16 protein-coding genes are annotated in these 14056 nt (G+C 62.0%); 8 read left to right on the top strand and 8 right to left on the bottom strand.

What is annotated here, in order from left to right:
• Window positions 1–35 precede the first annotated feature (35 nt).
• Window positions 36–1193, bottom strand: coding sequence for a PA0069 family radical SAM protein (locus tag DMO26_RS04465; RefSeq protein WP_117190812.1), 1158 nt, complete (start codon window positions 1191–1193; stop codon window positions 36–38).
• Between the two features lie 131 nt (window positions 1194–1324).
• On the opposite strand from DMO26_RS04465, the gene DMO26_RS04460 reads away from it, so the two are divergent.
• The gene (locus tag DMO26_RS04460; RefSeq protein WP_117190811.1) at window positions 1325–1843 is read left to right on the top strand and encodes a glycosyl transferase; all 519 of its coding nucleotides are present in this window, start codon (window positions 1325–1327) and stop codon (window positions 1841–1843) included.
• Window positions 1844–1846: 3 nt separating this feature from the next.
• Here the strand turns inward: DMO26_RS04460 and moaB are convergent, their stop codons facing one another.
• From moaB to DMO26_RS04435, 5 genes are all read right to left on the bottom strand, one after another.
• Complete coding sequence (gene moaB / locus DMO26_RS04455) at window positions 1847–2395, bottom strand: molybdenum cofactor biosynthesis protein B (RefSeq protein ID WP_117190810.1); 549 nt, start codon at window positions 2393–2395, stop codon at window positions 1847–1849.
• Window positions 2392–3306, bottom strand: coding sequence for a 4-(cytidine 5'-diphospho)-2-C-methyl-D-erythritol kinase (locus DMO26_RS04450; RefSeq protein WP_117190809.1), 915 nt, complete (start codon window positions 3304–3306; stop codon window positions 2392–2394). The genes moaB and DMO26_RS04450 overlap by 4 nt, the downstream gene beginning before the upstream one ends.
• A complete protein-coding gene (locus DMO26_RS04445) occupies window positions 3306–5141 on the bottom strand; it encodes a tetratricopeptide repeat protein (protein ID WP_117190808.1) in 1836 nt (611 codons plus the stop codon). The genes DMO26_RS04450 and DMO26_RS04445 overlap by 1 nt, the downstream gene beginning before the upstream one ends.
• A 190-nt stretch (window positions 5142–5331) precedes the next feature.
• Window positions 5332–5799 carry a hypothetical protein gene (locus DMO26_RS04440; protein WP_117190807.1) on the bottom strand — a complete coding sequence of 156 codons (468 nt, stop codon included), beginning with the start codon at window positions 5797–5799 and terminating at the stop codon, window positions 5332–5334.
• Window positions 5800–5822: 23 nt separating this feature from the next.
• Window positions 5823–6839, bottom strand: coding sequence for a polyprenyl synthetase family protein (locus tag DMO26_RS04435; protein WP_117190806.1), 1017 nt, complete (start codon window positions 6837–6839; stop codon window positions 5823–5825).
• A 106-nt stretch (window positions 6840–6945) separates the two neighbouring features.
• Here DMO26_RS04435 and DMO26_RS04430 point away from each other — a divergent pair, with 106 nt between their 5' ends.
• Both DMO26_RS04430 and DMO26_RS04425 read left to right on the top strand, forming a co-directional pair.
• Window positions 6946–7167 carry a putative signal transducing protein gene (locus DMO26_RS04430; protein WP_117191039.1) on the top strand — a complete coding sequence of 74 codons (222 nt, stop codon included), beginning with the start codon at window positions 6946–6948 and terminating at the stop codon, window positions 7165–7167.
• 91 nt (window positions 7168–7258) lie between these two features.
• Window positions 7259–8056, top strand: coding sequence for a tRNA1(Val) (adenine(37)-N6)-methyltransferase (locus tag DMO26_RS04425; protein ID WP_117190805.1), 798 nt, complete (start codon window positions 7259–7261; stop codon window positions 8054–8056).
• On the opposite strand, the gene DMO26_RS04420 is transcribed toward DMO26_RS04425, so the two are convergent.
• Window positions 8025–9365: an Nramp family divalent metal transporter gene (locus DMO26_RS04420; RefSeq protein ID WP_117190804.1), complete on the bottom strand. Its 1341-nt coding sequence runs from the start codon at window positions 9363–9365 to the stop codon at window positions 8025–8027. The genes DMO26_RS04425 and DMO26_RS04420 overlap by 32 nt on opposite strands.
• Before the next feature lie 179 nt (window positions 9366–9544).
• Between DMO26_RS04420 and DMO26_RS04415 the strand changes: the two genes are divergently transcribed.
• From DMO26_RS04415 to DMO26_RS04405, 3 genes are all read left to right on the top strand, one after another.
• Window positions 9545–10411, top strand: coding sequence for a S49 family peptidase (locus DMO26_RS04415; protein ID WP_117190803.1), 867 nt, complete (start codon window positions 9545–9547; stop codon window positions 10409–10411).
• 26 nt (window positions 10412–10437) lie between these two features.
• Entirely contained in the window at window positions 10438–10629 is a 192-nt protein-coding gene (locus DMO26_RS04410) for a hypothetical protein (protein WP_117190802.1), read from the top strand.
• A gap of 77 nt (window positions 10630–10706) precedes the next feature.
• A complete protein-coding gene (locus DMO26_RS04405; protein ID WP_117190801.1) occupies window positions 10707–11660 on the top strand; it encodes a glycine--tRNA ligase subunit alpha in 954 nt (317 codons plus the stop codon).
• A gap of 28 nt (window positions 11661–11688) precedes the next feature.
• On the opposite strand, the gene DMO26_RS04400 is transcribed toward DMO26_RS04405, so the two are convergent.
• Window positions 11689–11886, bottom strand: coding sequence for a hypothetical protein (locus tag DMO26_RS04400; RefSeq protein WP_117190800.1), 198 nt, complete (start codon window positions 11884–11886; stop codon window positions 11689–11691).
• 203 nt (window positions 11887–12089) lie between these two features.
• Between DMO26_RS04400 and DMO26_RS04395 the strand changes: the two genes are divergently transcribed.
• Together DMO26_RS04395 and DMO26_RS04390 are read left to right on the top strand one after the other, a co-directional pair.
• Window positions 12090–12641 carry a LemA family protein gene (locus DMO26_RS04395; protein WP_117190799.1) on the top strand — a complete coding sequence of 184 codons (552 nt, stop codon included), beginning with the start codon at window positions 12090–12092 and terminating at the stop codon, window positions 12639–12641.
• A 119-nt stretch (window positions 12642–12760) separates the two neighbouring features.
• Window positions 12761–14032 (top strand): 3-phosphoshikimate 1-carboxyvinyltransferase, encoded by a 1272-nt coding sequence (locus tag DMO26_RS04390; RefSeq protein WP_404947011.1) that lies wholly within the window; start codon window positions 12761–12763, stop codon window positions 14030–14032.
• Window positions 14033–14056: the final 24 nt, after the last annotated feature.

Below are 14056 nucleotides of genomic sequence, written 5' to 3'. Positions count from 1 at the left end.
CGGTTTCCGCACATAACCGCCGGAGATGCCACCTGCTAAAGCAGCGACAGCTGGATGCCGGCGCCGTTCGGGCGGACGAAGATGTCGTCGCGCAGCGGCAGGCCGCGCCGAACCATGCCGAGCCGCTTGGTCGCCATCTCGAAACGCCGGCCGATCTGCCAGGCATAGGGGCCGGCGCCCTTCATCCGTTTGCCCCATTCGGCATCGTAGTCCTTGCCGCCCCGCATCGAGCGGACGAGCGACATGACGTGCCGATAGCGGTTCGGATAGTTCTGCAACAGCCAGTCGCGGAAAAGCGGGCTCACCTCAAGCGGCAGGCGAAGCAGCACATAGCTAGCCTCCATCGCGCCGGCAGCATGGCCTGCTTCCAGAATCCGCTCGATCTCGTGATCGTTGAGCGCCGGGATGACGGGCGCCACCATGACCGCGGTCGGAATGCCGGCATCGGTCAGCGCCTTGATGGCGTCCAGGCGCTTGGGAGGGGTCGAGGCGCGCGGCTCCATGGCGCGGGCGAGCTTTCGGTCGAGGGTTGTGACCGAGATACCCACCTTGGCGAGGCCCCTGGAGGCCATGTCGGCGAGGATATCGATGTCGCGGGCGATCAGCGCCGACTTGGTGACGATCGCGACAGGGTGATTAGCCTTCTGCAGCACTTCGAGGATCTGGCGCATGATGCGCCATTCACGTTCGATCGGCTGGTAAGGGTCGGTATTGGTGCCGATGGCGATTGCCCGCACCTTATAATCCGGTTTGCTGAGCTCGCGTTCCAGAAGCTTCGGCACGTCCGGTTTGACAAAGAGCTTCGATTCGAAATCGAGCCCCGGCGAAAGGCCCATATAGCTGTGGGTCGGACGGGCGAAGCAGTAGATGCAGCCATGCTCGCAGCCGCGATAGGGATTGATGGAGCGGTCGAAGGAGAGGTCGGGCGATTCGTTGCGGGTAATCGCGGTGCGCGGCTTTTCGACCTGCACGTCGGTCTTGAACGGTTCAAGATCTTCGAGGCTTTGCCAGCCGTCGTCGAAAGCTTCCCGACGTTCCGCTTCGAAGCGGCCGCTCGGATTGAGGCCGGCTCCCCGTCCGCGTCGGCGGTCCACCTCGATCCTCAGACCGGAGGATTGTACCAGCGCATCGGCAATATCGGCCGTATGAGCAGGCGCAAATGCGTCCTGCCGCAATCGGGACAGCTCGTTCATGGGGCACTCCTGAAGGGGAAACCTCCCCGTTCCTGATGATTAAATTCCTAGCCCTAAAACGAGAACATTGCAAGAACAAAATTCGGAAACGGTTTCTGGTCTTCCTCATTGCAATGCGATAAACGTCAGGAATGCTGACTGTCATCATGGAATGCCGCGATCAGGAATCGGAATTGGCGCAGACGCTCTCGGTGCTTGTTTCCGCTGCGGTGGAAGGGCTTGTGAGCGATGTGGTCGTACTGGATCACGGCTCGCGGGACGGTTCCTCCCGGGTCGCCGATGCAGCCGGCTGCCGGTTCCATACGCATTGGGACATCAAGGACATCCTGCGGGGGGCTCGTGGCGAGTGGCTGCTGCTTGTCGAGCCCGGCGCCCGGCTGCAGGCGGGCTGGATCGATGAAGTGATGGAATATATCTCGCTCAACAAGCAGCCGGCGCGTTTCTCGCCATCACGCAATTACCGGCGGCCGTTCTTCAAGCGCATCGGCCGCGTCGTGCCGCCGCTGGAATACGGCATGCTGCTTGCAAAACGGCAGGCAATCGCGCTCGCCAAATCCGGCATGGATCTGGAAACGCTGGCCCACGGCCAGAAGGCGGTGAAGCTGGCGAGCGAGATGATTCCGGCCTGGGTGGCCGCCGCGGCCAGATAGAAACTATTTCCCGCTCCGCCGCAGGTGCTCGTCGAGCCGCGGCATGATCTCGATGAAATTGCAGGGCATGTGGCGGTAATCGAGCTGTGCCTTCAGGATGCCGTCCCAGGCATCCTTGCAGGCGCCCGGCGAGCCGGGCAGAACGAAGATGAAGGTGGCGTTCGCCACGCCGCCCGTAGCGCGCGACTGGATGGTGGAGGTGCCGATCTTGTCGTAGGAAATGCGGTGAAAGACTTCCGAAAAGCCGTCCATCCGTTTTTCGAACAGCGGCTCCAGCGCTTCCGGCGTCACATCGCGGCCGGTGAAGCCCGTGCCGCCGGTGGTGATCACCACATCGATATCGGGATCGAGCGTCCATTGCCGCACCTGGGCCGCGATCTGCTCCCTGTCGTCCGGCACGATGGCGCGGGCTTTCAGCGCATGCCCGGCGTCCGTTATCCGCGCCGCAAGCGTATCGCCCGATTTGTCGTCTGCCGCCGTGCGGGTATCCGAAACGGTCAGCACGGCGATGCCGACGGGAATGAAGGAGCGGGTTTCGTCGATCCTGTTCATGTTCCTCTTCCAACGGTCTGCGCCGCCTGAAAATACCAGTCCGGCTGCCGGCGCGTAAGGTTTTCCGCGGCCTTTTCCGCCAATTCCCGAGAAGGGAATATCCCAAAACAGGTGGCACCGGAACCGGACATACGGGTGATCACGGCCCCCTCCGCGCCGATCATGCCGGAGATCTGGCCGATCTCGCGCACCAGCGAGCGCGCCGGCGGCTCGAGATCGTTGCGCAACGTCTTCAGGAAGCCGACCCAGTCGCTGCCGGGCACGGTGACCGGCGGATTATCCTTTTTCGTCAGCCGCTTGAAGATTTCGGGGGTGGAAACGCCGACGAGCGGATTGCCGAGCACCAGCGAAAGCGGCGGAAGGGTAGGGAGGGCCGTCAGCTCTTCGCCGATGCCCTTGGCCATCACCGGTTCACCTTTCAGGCACATGGGCACGTCGGCGCCGAGTGAAAGGGCGATGGCCGCCAGCTCGGCCTCCGGCAGGCTGGCGCCCCATAAGCGCAGGAGGCCTCGCAACGTCGCTGCGGCATCTGACGAGCCGCCGCCGATGCCTGCTGCAATTGGCAGGTTCTTTTCGAGATGGATGGAGACGGGCGCTGCAGGAAGGCCTTTGTCGGCAAGCGCCCGACGCAGGAGGTTTCGGGCCTTCAGCACGAGGTTTGCCTGCTCATCGGCTGCATCTGTCGGCAGGAGGTGGGCAAAACGCCCCGAGATGCCGAATGAATCGGTCTTCGCGACACCGAAATCCAGCCGGTCACCTGTATCGGCAAAGGTCACGATGCTTTCGATCAGGTGATAGCCGTCGGCGCGCTTTCCGGTCACGTGGAGGGCGAGATTGATCTTCGCCGGCGCCCATTCGAAAAGGCCCGCCTTCCGGGCGGGCCTTGTTTCGACAGACAGATCGGATGGCATCAGGACTTCTTGTCGGGATTGGCCGGGGCCGGGGCGACCGGAGGCGCCGGTTCCGTCTGGCTGCGGTCTGCCGTCGTGGCGTTCGGATCGAGCGGCGCGAGGCCTTTCTCGATTTTTTCCTTGATATGCTCGCGGTTGATGTCTTCGCCCTCGGAGATCAGGGCCCGGTTCCACTGATAGACGGCTTCGAGCTTGCGGCCGACCCGCCAGTAGGCATCGCCCAGATGGTCGTTAATCGTCGCGTCGCCGGCGCGAAGCTGAATGGCACGTTCAAGTTCCGTCACCGCGTCGTCGAACTTGCCCATCCGATAGTAGGCCCAGCCGAGCGAATCGACAATATAACCGTCGTCCGGCCGCGCATCGACCGCCCGCTTGATCATGCCCAGGCCCTCTTCGAGGTTCTTGTTCATGTCGACCAGCGAATAGCCGAGATAGTTGAGCACCTGCGGCTGCTCGGGATTGAGTTCCAGGGCCTTGCGGAAGCTCGGCTCGGCCTTGTCCCATTGTTTCAGCCGTTCATAGGCGATGCCGCGCTGAAAGAAGACCGACCAGTCGCCCTGGCGCGGCACGGGACCGATCACGGCGACGGCCTTGTCGTAGGTCTCGGCCATCGCCTTGTAGTCCTTGGCCTCGGAAAGCACGCTGCCATAGGCGATGTAACTGCGAATGTCGGCCGGATCGGAATCGATCAGCAGCTTCAGGTGCTGCTTGGCTTCCTCGACCTTGCCGTTTTCGGAAAGCGTCACGCCGAGCTGCAGCTCGGAAATCCGCCGCATCGGTGAGTCGGCCGGCACGCTGGAATAGAATTTGATGGCGCGTTCGGGTTGTTCGAGCTTTTCGGCAATGCCGCCGAGCAGAATCAGCGTGTCAGCACTTTTCGGGTCGAGCGCGTGCGAGATCTGCAGGTAGAGCGAGACCATGTCCTCGGCACCCTGGCGATTCAGCGCGCCGCCAACCGAAAACAGCACGCTGGCCGCGCCCTCGCTGGGGCCTGCCACCTGCTGTTGCGGCTTCTCACCCTTTTCGATGCTCTGCCGCAGCGCTTTCAGCGGCGCATAGTTGCTGATCATCCCGTCGCCGACCGAGATCGCGTCGAGCGCCTTCTGCTTGTTGCCCGCTGCCGCCTCGAGACGCGCCAACGCCATCACCGCGCGCATGAAGGTATCGGGCGCCATGGCCACCGCTTCCTTGTTGGTGACGGCGGTGTTGAGGTGCTGCCGGGCGGTCGAGATGTCGCCTGTGGTCAGAGCCATCGCCCCGAGCTGGTATTCCGTGAAGGCCTTGTACCACGGAGGGCCTTTCAATGCGGAAACGGTGGCCATGGCTTGCTTACCCTTGCCCGCACCCACGTCCGCCCAGGCCGAAAGAAGCTGGTGCGTCAAACGGTCGAGATCGTTCGGCCCGTCATAGGCGAGGATTTTCTTGGCGGAATCGAACTTCCTGCCGCGCAAGGCGTCCAGGCCGCGGACGACCTTGGTGATCCGCTCGACCGCCTTGTCTTCCTTGAGGTTTTCGGCTTCCTTCAAGCCCTCGTCGAAATCGCCGTTGAGCAGCAGCGAGATCATCAGCCGTTCGCGGATTTCCAAATTTGCCGGATCGTAGCCGAGCGCCTTGCGGTAGAGCGCAATCGCTGTCGTATAGTCGTGGTCCACATCGGCCGTACGGGCGGCAAGAAACGCGCCGGAAAACGACTTGACGTCGCTGGGGCCGAAGCTGACTGCTTCTTTCGCCACTGGCTTCTTTTCCGGCGTGGCAGCGCCTGCAGCCGTGCCGAACAGGAGGACGGTTGCGAGTGCCGCGCTGGAAAGCAGAAGAAGGCTGGATTTCTGCCGCATAAAGGGGTGCCTTTCATAAGAGCGTGACGCGGCGTTAATTCTCGCCGCTGATCCTGCACCGATTGATTCACGACAGAATGGCTTTTTTGAAGCAGGTCCGCAAGGAAATCTCGGACAGGGTGATCGAGGTCGCCAATCTGTGAACGGGGCAGAAAAGCTCTTTTGCGTTGTCCAGGCGTTGTCCGCCGGCTCAACCTGCGCGTTGTTCCAGGAGCCCCAGACGCTCGATATCCTTGGGTCGCCCGCAGAGCCTGAATATCCCGCCGACATCCTTCGGGCTTGCGACCCAGACCGTCGCGGAGCGATATCGAACCTCTGCGTGATCGGCGACCGTGACGGCCTGCCAGCGTCCGTCGGCAAAAATCTCGAAGCCGGCCATGATCTCGACGGCGATATCCCCGATATCGGGATGCAGGAGCGCCTGCGATCGGAACCGCTGTGTCCCGCCCTCAGCCTCGTTTCTCAGGGCATGAGAAACGGCGATGCGCTCGACATCCGTTAAGGATGCGAGGACGTCGATATCCGAGAAACCGGGGTCCCGAAATCCGTGAAGATACATGGCCGCTCCACCGAAGATGCACCACGGATCGCGGCAGACCGACATGAACTCGGAAAGCTGGAGCAGCACCCGCTCCAACATGTCTTCGGAAAGGTCCAACGCCCGGATCTCCTCCGCTTGCGTCAGTTGACGCGCTGGATCGAGAAATCGATGACTTCGAGCAGCGCCGCCTTGAGCGGGGAAGCGGGAAGCGGCGCCAGCGCATCGCGGGCGATCGTGCCGTAATGCAGCGCGCGGCCGATCGTGTCGTTGAGCGCGCCGTATTTGTTCATCAGCCCGAGCGCCTTTTCAAGGTTCTCGTCACCACTTTCGCCCTTTTCGATCGCCTGGCGCCAGAAGGCGCGCTCGCCTTCCGTGCCGCGGCGGTAGGAGAGGATGACCGGGAGCGTGATCTTGCCCTCGCGAAAATCGTCGCCGACATTCTTGCCGAGATCGGCAGCCTTGCCGCCGTAATCGAGCGCATCGTCGACCAGCTGGAAGGCGAGGCCGAGGTTCATGCCGTAGGATTTCAGCGCGGCGCGCGCGCCCTTGTCGGCATTGGCGATGATCGGCCCTACTTCGGCGGCGGCGGCGAAGAGCGCCGCCGTCTTCGCCCGGATGACAGAAAGATAGTCGTCCTCGGTGGTCTCCATGTTCTTGGCGACGGAAAGCTGCAGGACTTCTCCTTCCGCGATGACCGAGGCGGCGGTCGCCAGCACGTCGAGCGCTTCGAGCGAACCGACATCGACCATCATCTTGAAGGCCTGTCCAAGCAGGAAGTCTCCGACCAGTACGCTTGCCTGGTTGCCCCAGATCGTCCGGGCGGTGGACTTGCCGCGGCGCAGGTCGCTTTCGTCGACCACGTCATCGTGCAGGAGCGTTGCTGTGTGCATGAACTCGACGCTCGTCGCAAGCTTCACATGGCCGTCGCCCTGGTAGCCGAACAGCACGGCCGAGGCGAGCGTCAGCATCGGTCTCAGCCGCTTGCCGCCGGAGGAGATCAGGTGGTTTGCGACTTCCGGTATCATCTGCACGTCGGAGCCGGCCTTGGAGAGGATCAGCTGGTTCACGCGCTCCATATCCGCCTTTGTGAGATCCACCAGAGGCTTCACGGATGCGAGTTTGTTTTTGCCTTCTTCAAGCGGTATGACGACGCCCAACGATCAGGCCTCCCTATCGAATTCTTTCAAAGGACAATAGAAAGAGGCGGATAGTGCGGCAAGCGCAAATCGCAACCCGCGGGATTTAATGGGGCTTCAAAAAGGCATGCTGGAGATCATCCGCACTAACGATGTCGTGATCCTGTCGCTGGCGGAAAGCCTGATGCGGGACGCCGGCATCCATTGCATGGTCGCCGACCAGTCGATGAGCGTGCTCGAAGGCTCGCTCGGCCTCCTGCCGCGCCGGTTTATGGTGGAAGAGGAGAGGGTGGACGAGGCGCGGCGAATATTGAGGGATGCCGGGCTCGAGGCGGAGCTGAGGTCGTGATGGTTTTCGGAGCTTCTGGCCTGGATTCTTCTGGGGTGCAGACATTGGGCATCAAATCGCATTTATCTGTCACCCAGCGGCGCCGCACCTCATGATCCCCACCTTCACCATCGACGCCTTCCATCGCGGGCGTTTTCACGTCATGCAGCCAAAAGGCGGCGGGCACCGTTCCGGCGTCGACGCCATGCTGCTCGCCTCGCTGGTCGCCTCTGACAAATCTATCAGCGTTGCCGATCTCGGTTCTGGTGCGGGTGCCGCCGGCCTTGCCGTCGCCGCGCGCCTTGCGAAGGCCAGGGTCCAGCTCATCGAAAAATCACCGCTGATGGCGGATTATGCCCGGAAAACTCTCGCATTGCCCGAAAACGCTTTCCTCGCCGGCCGTGTCGAGGTGATCGAAGCCGATGTGGCACTTTCGGGCAAGCCGCGCGTCGCCGCGGGCCTCCGTGACGAGATCCACGACCACGTCATCATGAATCCGCCGTTCAACGACGCCGCCGACCGCCGCACGCCGGATGCGCTAAAGGCGGAAGCACATGCCATGACAGAGGACCTGTTCGAAGCCTGGATCCGCACTGCCGGCGCAATCATGAAGCCCGGCGGGCAATTGTCGCTGATCGCCCGGCCGCAATCGATCGTCGAGATCATCGAAGCCTGCGGCAGGCGGTTCGGCGGACTGGAAATCACCGCGCTTCATCCGCGGCCGGACGAGAGCGCCACGCGCATCCTCGTCACCGCCGTCAAAGGCTCGCGCGCCCGGCTGACATTCCGGGCGCCGTTTTTCGTGCATGGGATGGACGGCCATGCCTTTTCCGGTTTCGTGGACGACCTCAACAACGGCCGCGCCGCCTATCCCCGCCTCAGCCCGAAACGAAATCGATCAGAAGCTTAACGTTCAGGCCGGCGATGACGACGGCGATCGCCCAGGCGATGGCGGAAAGCCAGCGGGGTGCCACGAGTGCCCCCATCTTCGCCGTGCTGGCGGTGAACATGACTAACGGGAAGACCGCGAAGGAAAGCTGAAGGCTGAGCACGACCTGGGTTAGGATCAGGAGTTCCGCAGTGCCGGCGTCGCCATACCAGATGGTGACGAAAGCGGCTGGAATGATCGCGATCGCCCGGGTGATGAGCCGGCGCATCCAGGGAGCTAGCTTTATCTGCAGGAAACCTTCCATGACGATCTGGCCGGCGAGCGTTGCCGTCACCGTCGAGTTCAGGCCGCAACAGAGCAGTGCGATGCCGAAGAGCGTCGGCGCGATGGCTAGCCCCAGCAGCGGCGCAAGCAGGGAATGCGCTTCGCCGAGTTCGGCGACTTCCGTTCGCCCGGTGCTGTTGAAAGCCGCTGCGGCGAGGATCAGGATCGAGGCGTTGATCAGCAGCGCGAAGCACAGCGCCACCGTGGAGTCGATAGTAGCATAGGTCAGCGCTTCCTTCTTTTCCGGCAATGTATGTCCATAGGCGCGCGTCTGCACGATACCGGAATGTAGGTAGAGGTTATGGGGCATGACGGTCGCGCCGAGAATGCCGAGCGCGAGATAGAGCATTTCCGGATTGGTGACGATTTCGGTCGTCGGGAAGAAACCGCGAATGACGCCGCCCCATTGCGGATCGGCCAGGAAGATCTGAATGGCGAAGCACACCGCGATGACGCCGAGTAGCGTGATGATGAAGGCCTCGACCCAGCGGAACCCCATCTTCTGCAGGTAGAGAATGATAAAAACGTCGAGCGCGGTGATCAAGACGCCGAGTTCGAGAGGAATGCCGAAGATTAGGTTGAGGCCGATCGCGGTGCCGATGACCTCGGCGATGTCTGTGGCGATGATGGCGATTTCGGCAAACGCCCAGAGCGGCACAGAGACCCATTTCGGAAAAGCGTCGCGACAAGCTTGCGCGAGGTCGCGGCCGGAGGCAATGGCAAGCCTGGCGCAGAGCGACTGCAGCACGATCGCCATCAGGTTGGAAAGCAGCGCCACGGTCAGCAGCGCGTAGCCGAACTTGGAACCGCCGGCGAGCGAGGTTGCCCAGTTGCCGGGATCCATATATCCGACGGCGACCATGTAGCCCGGACCCGCAAAGGCGGCGATGCGGCGCAGTTTCGAGCCATGCTGCGTGACGTGGATGCTGCGATGGACATCCGAAAGTGACGCCTCTCCGCGATTGTGGCGCCAACCGCCATCCTGTTCTGACTTCAGCATATCCATGACCGCAATCTCTCCATTTGCAATGAAAGCGATAATGCTTCACTCGAATGATAATGCAAGTCATTAGCAATTAGAGGATCAAAATCCCTGTTTTCTGGCGTTTCGGGGGCTTTCCCATTGCGTTTGAAATTCCGTCACATACATGCTGTGGCTGGTTCTACACGACAGAAGGAAGAGAAATGGCCGGGTTTTGGAAGAGGCTGATGCCGAAGCGGTTCCGTAAGAAGGGGCTGACGATCCCGATCATCCGGCTGAGCGGGGCGATCATGGCAGGCGGCAGCCAGTTCAAGCAGCCTCTCAATCTGGCCACCGTGGCGCCGATGCTCGACAAGGCCTTCTCGAAGAAGGACGCGCCGGTCGTTGCCATTTCCATCAATTCGCCGGGCGGTTCGCCCGTCCAATCCCGCCTGATCTTTCAGCGCATCCGGGCGCTTGCGGAAGAGAAGGACAAGAAGGTGCTGATGTTCGTCGAGGATGTCGCCGCCTCCGGTGGTTACATGATCGCGCTGGCGGGCGATGAGATCTTTGCCGATCCGACCTCGATCGTCGGTTCGATCGGCGTCGTGTCGGGCGGTTTCGGTTTCCCGGAACTCCTGCGCAAGATCGGCGTCGAGCGTCGCGTCTATACCGCCGGCGAAAACAAGGTGATCCTCGATCCCTTCCAGCCGGAGAAGGAAGGCGATATCGAATACTTGAAGTCGCTGCAGCTCGAGATCCACAAGGTCTTCATCGACATGGTGAAGATGCGGCGCGGCGAGCGGCTGGCCGACGATGCGACCATCTTCTCCGGCCTTTTCTGGAGCGGCTTGCGCGGTCTCGATCTCGGCCTGATCGACGGCATCGGCGACATGCGCGACGTCATCAAGCGCCGCTACGGCAAGGACGCCAGGCTGGAGCTGATCGGCAGCGCCCGCACGCTGTTCGGCCGCCGTGTGCCGGGCGTGGTTCTCGGCAGCGGCGAGGTCGGCGAAATCGCCGCGGCTGCGGCGGCGGGGCTTGCCGCGAGCATCGAGGAAAAGGCATTGTGGAGCCGCTACGGGCTCTGATGGCTTAAAAAGGTTAAGAGGGGGAAATGGCGCAACTTATATTCCTGATCATCCTGATCGGCGGCGGATGGATGATCTACAAAAAGTTCATCAAGGATGCCGAGAAACTCACGGCCCGCTCCCGCCAGCGAGAACAAGAGCGCCAGACCGGCGCCATCGGTACACTGGAAAAAGACCCGGTGACGGGGGAATACCGGGTGAAGAAGGATGAGGAATAGCGGCCGGGGTTATAAATCCTTGACCCGCGCCCCTGATGCATGGCACTCGTCCGCATCCTCGAACCGAAGATATCGTCATGACCGAACTGCCCGCCCACATGTCTCCGACCCGCTCTTTCCAGGGGCTGATCCTCGCGCTCCAGAACTACTGGGCCGACAAGGGTTGCGCGGTCCTGCAGCCTTACGACATGGAAGTCGGCGCCGGTACCTTCCATCCGGCCACGACGCTTCGCGCTCTCGGGCCGCGCCCGTGGAAGGCCGCCTATGTGCAGCCGTCCCGCCGCCCGTCCGACGGCCGTTACGGCGAAAACCCCAATCGCCTGCAGCACTATTACCAGTTTCAGGTCATCCTCAAGCCGAACCCGCCGAACCTGCAGGAGCTCTATCTCGGTTCGCTTGCGGCGATCGGCCTCGACCCGCTGCTGCATGACGTCCGTTTCGTCGAGGACGATTGGGAAAGCCCCACCCTCGGCGCCTGGGGCCTCGGTTGGGAATGCTGGTGCGACGGCATGGAAGTCTCGCAGTTCACCTATTTCCAGCAGGTCTGCGGCATCGAATGCGCGCCGGTCGCCGGCGAGCTGACCTATGGCTTGGAACGCCTCGCCACCTATATCCAGGGCGTCGACAGTATCTACGAGCTGAACTTCAACGGCCGCGAGGGCGAAGAAAAGATCACCTACGGCGATGTCTTCCTGCAGGCCGAGCAGGAATATTCCCGCCATAATTTCGAATTCGCCGACACCGCCATGCTGCATCGGCACTTCATCGATGCGGAGAAGGAATGCCAGGCGCTGCTGGCCGCCGGCGCTCCCGGCGCCAATGCCAACCAGATGCTGCACAAATGCGTCTTCCCGGCCTATGACCAGTGCATCAAGGCCTCGCATGTCTTCAATCTGTTGGATGCGCGTGGCGTGATCTCGGTCACCGAACGCCAGAGCTACATTCTGCGCGTCCGTACGCTGGCCAAGGCCTGCGGCGAGGCCTTCCTGCTCACCGAAGCCGGTGGCGTGAATTTCGGCCAGGCCGCCTGAACCGAGGCTGGCCGTGCAAAGCCGCCCCTCAGGCGGCTCCAACCCATCCCGCGCCAAGCTCCCAGACGGGCTTGAGGGTAGGATAGGCTCCGGTCGGGAGCTGCTTGGAATAGATCTGCAGAAAACGCCGTGTGCCGGCCGGCTCCGGCGGCTTCATCATCACCGCGTACTGAAAAAACAACAGGCCAAACGCAAGCACATTGGCGATTCGCACAAGGGACGCCATGGCAATTTCCATCCAGATTGTTTTGGGAACGAGCCTGAATCCTTGGATTCGCCCATCATCTGAAGAAATATTTACCTCGTTTCGCCCCATCAATTATTGCGTTAGATCAAAAGCGGAGCCCCCAGAAATAATCGATGACTTCGGCCGGTTTTTTATGGTGATTCTGTGCTATCGCATGGCAGGGGCAAAATCCGGAGGGGCAAATGTATATACTGATCGGCATAGTTGTTCTCGTCGCTCTCTACGTCGTCATGATCTATAACGGCCTCGTCAAATCGAGGCAGATGGCCGAGGAGGCGTGGTCCGGCATCGACGTGCAGCTGAAACGCCGCGCAGACCTGATCCCGAACCTCATCGAGACAGTGAAGGGGTATGCGGCCCACGAAAAGGGAACGTTCGAAGAGGTGGTGAAGCTGCGCAACCAGGCGCAGGCCGTGCCGGCGGGCGACGTCGCCGGCCGCGCCCAGGCGGAAGGCCTGCTCGGCCAGGCGCTCGGCAAGATCATTGCATTGGCGGAAGCCTACCCAGATCTCAAGGCGAACCAGAATTTCTCCGAGCTTCAGGCCTCGCTGGAAACCATCGAAAGCGAGATCCAGATGTCCCGCCGTTATTACAACGGCGCGGCCCGCGATCTGAACGTCAAGGTCGAGAGCTTCCCCAACAACCTGGTCGCCGGCCAGTTCGGTTTCTCGAAGCGGGAATATTTCGAGATCGAGAATGCCGCGGATCGCGCGGTTCCGACCGTCAAATTCTAAAAAACCGTCATTGGACCTTTACGTCGCGACCGTTTAAGAGCGCGGCCGAAGGTTCAGGTTTCAGCGCTCCGCATGCCGTAGGCTGCGGGCGCGACGAGTGACGGAAGAGACTATTCATCATGGGCAGAGCCAAACTTACCATATTGCCGCCGGGCAAGCCGCTTATCGGGCGCGCCATGCCGCCGGGTTCGAAGTCGATCACCAACCGCGCGCTGCTTCTGGCGGGCCTTGCCAGGGGCACCAGCCGGCTGACGGGTGCGCTGCGGAGCGACGACACGCGCTATATGGCAGAAGCGCTGCAGGCCATGGGCGTGACGATCGATCAGCCGGACGAGACGACATTCGTCGTGACCGGCACGGGCAAGCTTTCTCCGCCCTCCGGACCGCTTTTCCTCGGCAATGCCGGCACCGCGACGCGCTTCCTCACGGCGGCGGTTGCTTCGGTGGACGGCACGGTCGTCGTCGATGGCGACGAGCACATGCGCAAGCGGCCGATCGGCCCGCTGATCACCGCGCTGAACGCGCTCGGTCTCGATGCCGAGGCTCCGACCGGTTGCCCGCCGGTTACGGTGCGCGGCAATGGCCATTTCGCCTCCGGCCGTGTCGAGATCGATGCCGGCTTGTCGAGCCAATACGTCTCCGCCCTGCTGATGGCCGGGCCGCTCGTCAAGCCGGGCGCCAATGCCCCGCTTACCGTCGCCCTTGCCGGTACGGAAATCGGTGCCCGCGGTTACGTGGATCTGACGCTTGCCGCCATGGAAGCCTTTGGTGCCAGGGTCGAGCAGGTCGATGCTGCGACCTGGAAGGTGGAGCCGACCGGTTATCGCGCGACGGATTTCGTCATCGAACCGGATGCGTCTGCGGCGACCTATCTCTGGGCTGCGGAAGTGCTGACCGGCGGCAGGATCGATCTGGGCGTGCCGAACGACGCCTTCACTCAGCCTGATGCCAGGGCCTTCGATATCATCTCCGAATTCCCGCATCTACCGGCGGAAATCGACGGCTCCCAGATGCAGGATGCCGTGCCGACGCTTGCCGTGCTCGCTGCCTTCAACGAGACGCCGGTGCGCTTCACCGGCATCGCAAATCTGCGCGTCAAGGAATGCGACCGGGTGCGAGCGCTGTCGCTCGGGCTCAACAACATCCGCGACGGATTGGCGGAGGAGGAGGGCGACGACCTCATCGTCGCATCGGATCCGTCACTCGCCGGGCAGACCCTGCCGGCTGAGATCGATACCTTCGCCGATCATCGCATCGCCATGAGCTTTGCGCTGGCCGGCCTGAAGATCGGCGGCATCACCATTCTCGATCCGGACTGCGTGACCAAGACCTTCCCGGCCTACTGGGATGTGCTGGCCTCGCTCGGAGTTTCTTATACGGATATCGAATAGGCAAGATCGGCAGAAGCCGGGGAG

The sequence above is a fragment of the Rhizobium terrae genome (assembly GCF_003425685.1).
In the GTDB taxonomy this organism is placed as follows: Bacteria; Pseudomonadota; Alphaproteobacteria; order Rhizobiales; family Rhizobiaceae; genus Neorhizobium; species Neorhizobium terrae.
The sequence above is the reverse complement of the archived record's forward strand: the minus strand, read 5'-3'. Positions and strand labels throughout refer to the sequence as shown.

What these genes read in the sequence shown, in the direction of transcription:
- DMO26_RS04465 (WP_117190812.1), bottom strand. Translation starts at nt 1,193, where the DNA reads ATGAACGAGCTGTCCCGATTGCGGCAGGACGCATTTGCGCCTGCTCAT.
- DMO26_RS04460 (WP_117190811.1), top strand. Translation starts at nt 1,325, where the DNA reads ATGCTGACTGTCATCATGGAATGCCGCGATCAGGAATCGGAATTGGCG.
- moaB (WP_117190810.1), bottom strand. Translation starts at nt 2,395, where the DNA reads ATGAACAGGATCGACGAAACCCGCTCCTTCATTCCCGTCGGCATCGCC.
- DMO26_RS04450 (WP_117190809.1), bottom strand. Translation starts at nt 3,306, where the DNA reads ATGCCATCCGATCTGTCTGTCGAAACAAGGCCCGCCCGGAAGGCGGGC.
- DMO26_RS04445 (WP_117190808.1), bottom strand. Translation starts at nt 5,141, where the DNA reads ATGCGGCAGAAATCCAGCCTTCTTCTGCTTTCCAGCGCGGCACTCGCA.
- DMO26_RS04430 (WP_117191039.1), top strand. Translation starts at nt 6,946, where the DNA reads ATGCTGGAGATCATCCGCACTAACGATGTCGTGATCCTGTCGCTGGCG.
- DMO26_RS04425 (WP_117190805.1), top strand. Translation starts at nt 7,259, where the DNA reads ATGATCCCCACCTTCACCATCGACGCCTTCCATCGCGGGCGTTTTCAC.
- DMO26_RS04420 (WP_117190804.1), bottom strand. Translation starts at nt 9,365, where the DNA reads ATGGATATGCTGAAGTCAGAACAGGATGGCGGTTGGCGCCACAATCGC.
- DMO26_RS04415 (WP_117190803.1), top strand. Translation starts at nt 9,545, where the DNA reads ATGGCCGGGTTTTGGAAGAGGCTGATGCCGAAGCGGTTCCGTAAGAAG.
- DMO26_RS04410 (WP_117190802.1), top strand. Translation starts at nt 10,438, where the DNA reads ATGGCGCAACTTATATTCCTGATCATCCTGATCGGCGGCGGATGGATG.
- DMO26_RS04405 (WP_117190801.1), top strand. Translation starts at nt 10,707, where the DNA reads ATGACCGAACTGCCCGCCCACATGTCTCCGACCCGCTCTTTCCAGGGG.
- DMO26_RS04400 (WP_117190800.1), bottom strand. Translation starts at nt 11,886, where the DNA reads ATGGCGTCCCTTGTGCGAATCGCCAATGTGCTTGCGTTTGGCCTGTTG.
- DMO26_RS04395 (WP_117190799.1), top strand. Translation starts at nt 12,090, where the DNA reads ATGTATATACTGATCGGCATAGTTGTTCTCGTCGCTCTCTACGTCGTC.
- DMO26_RS04390 (WP_404947011.1), top strand. Translation starts at nt 12,761, where the DNA reads ATGGGCAGAGCCAAACTTACCATATTGCCGCCGGGCAAGCCGCTTATC.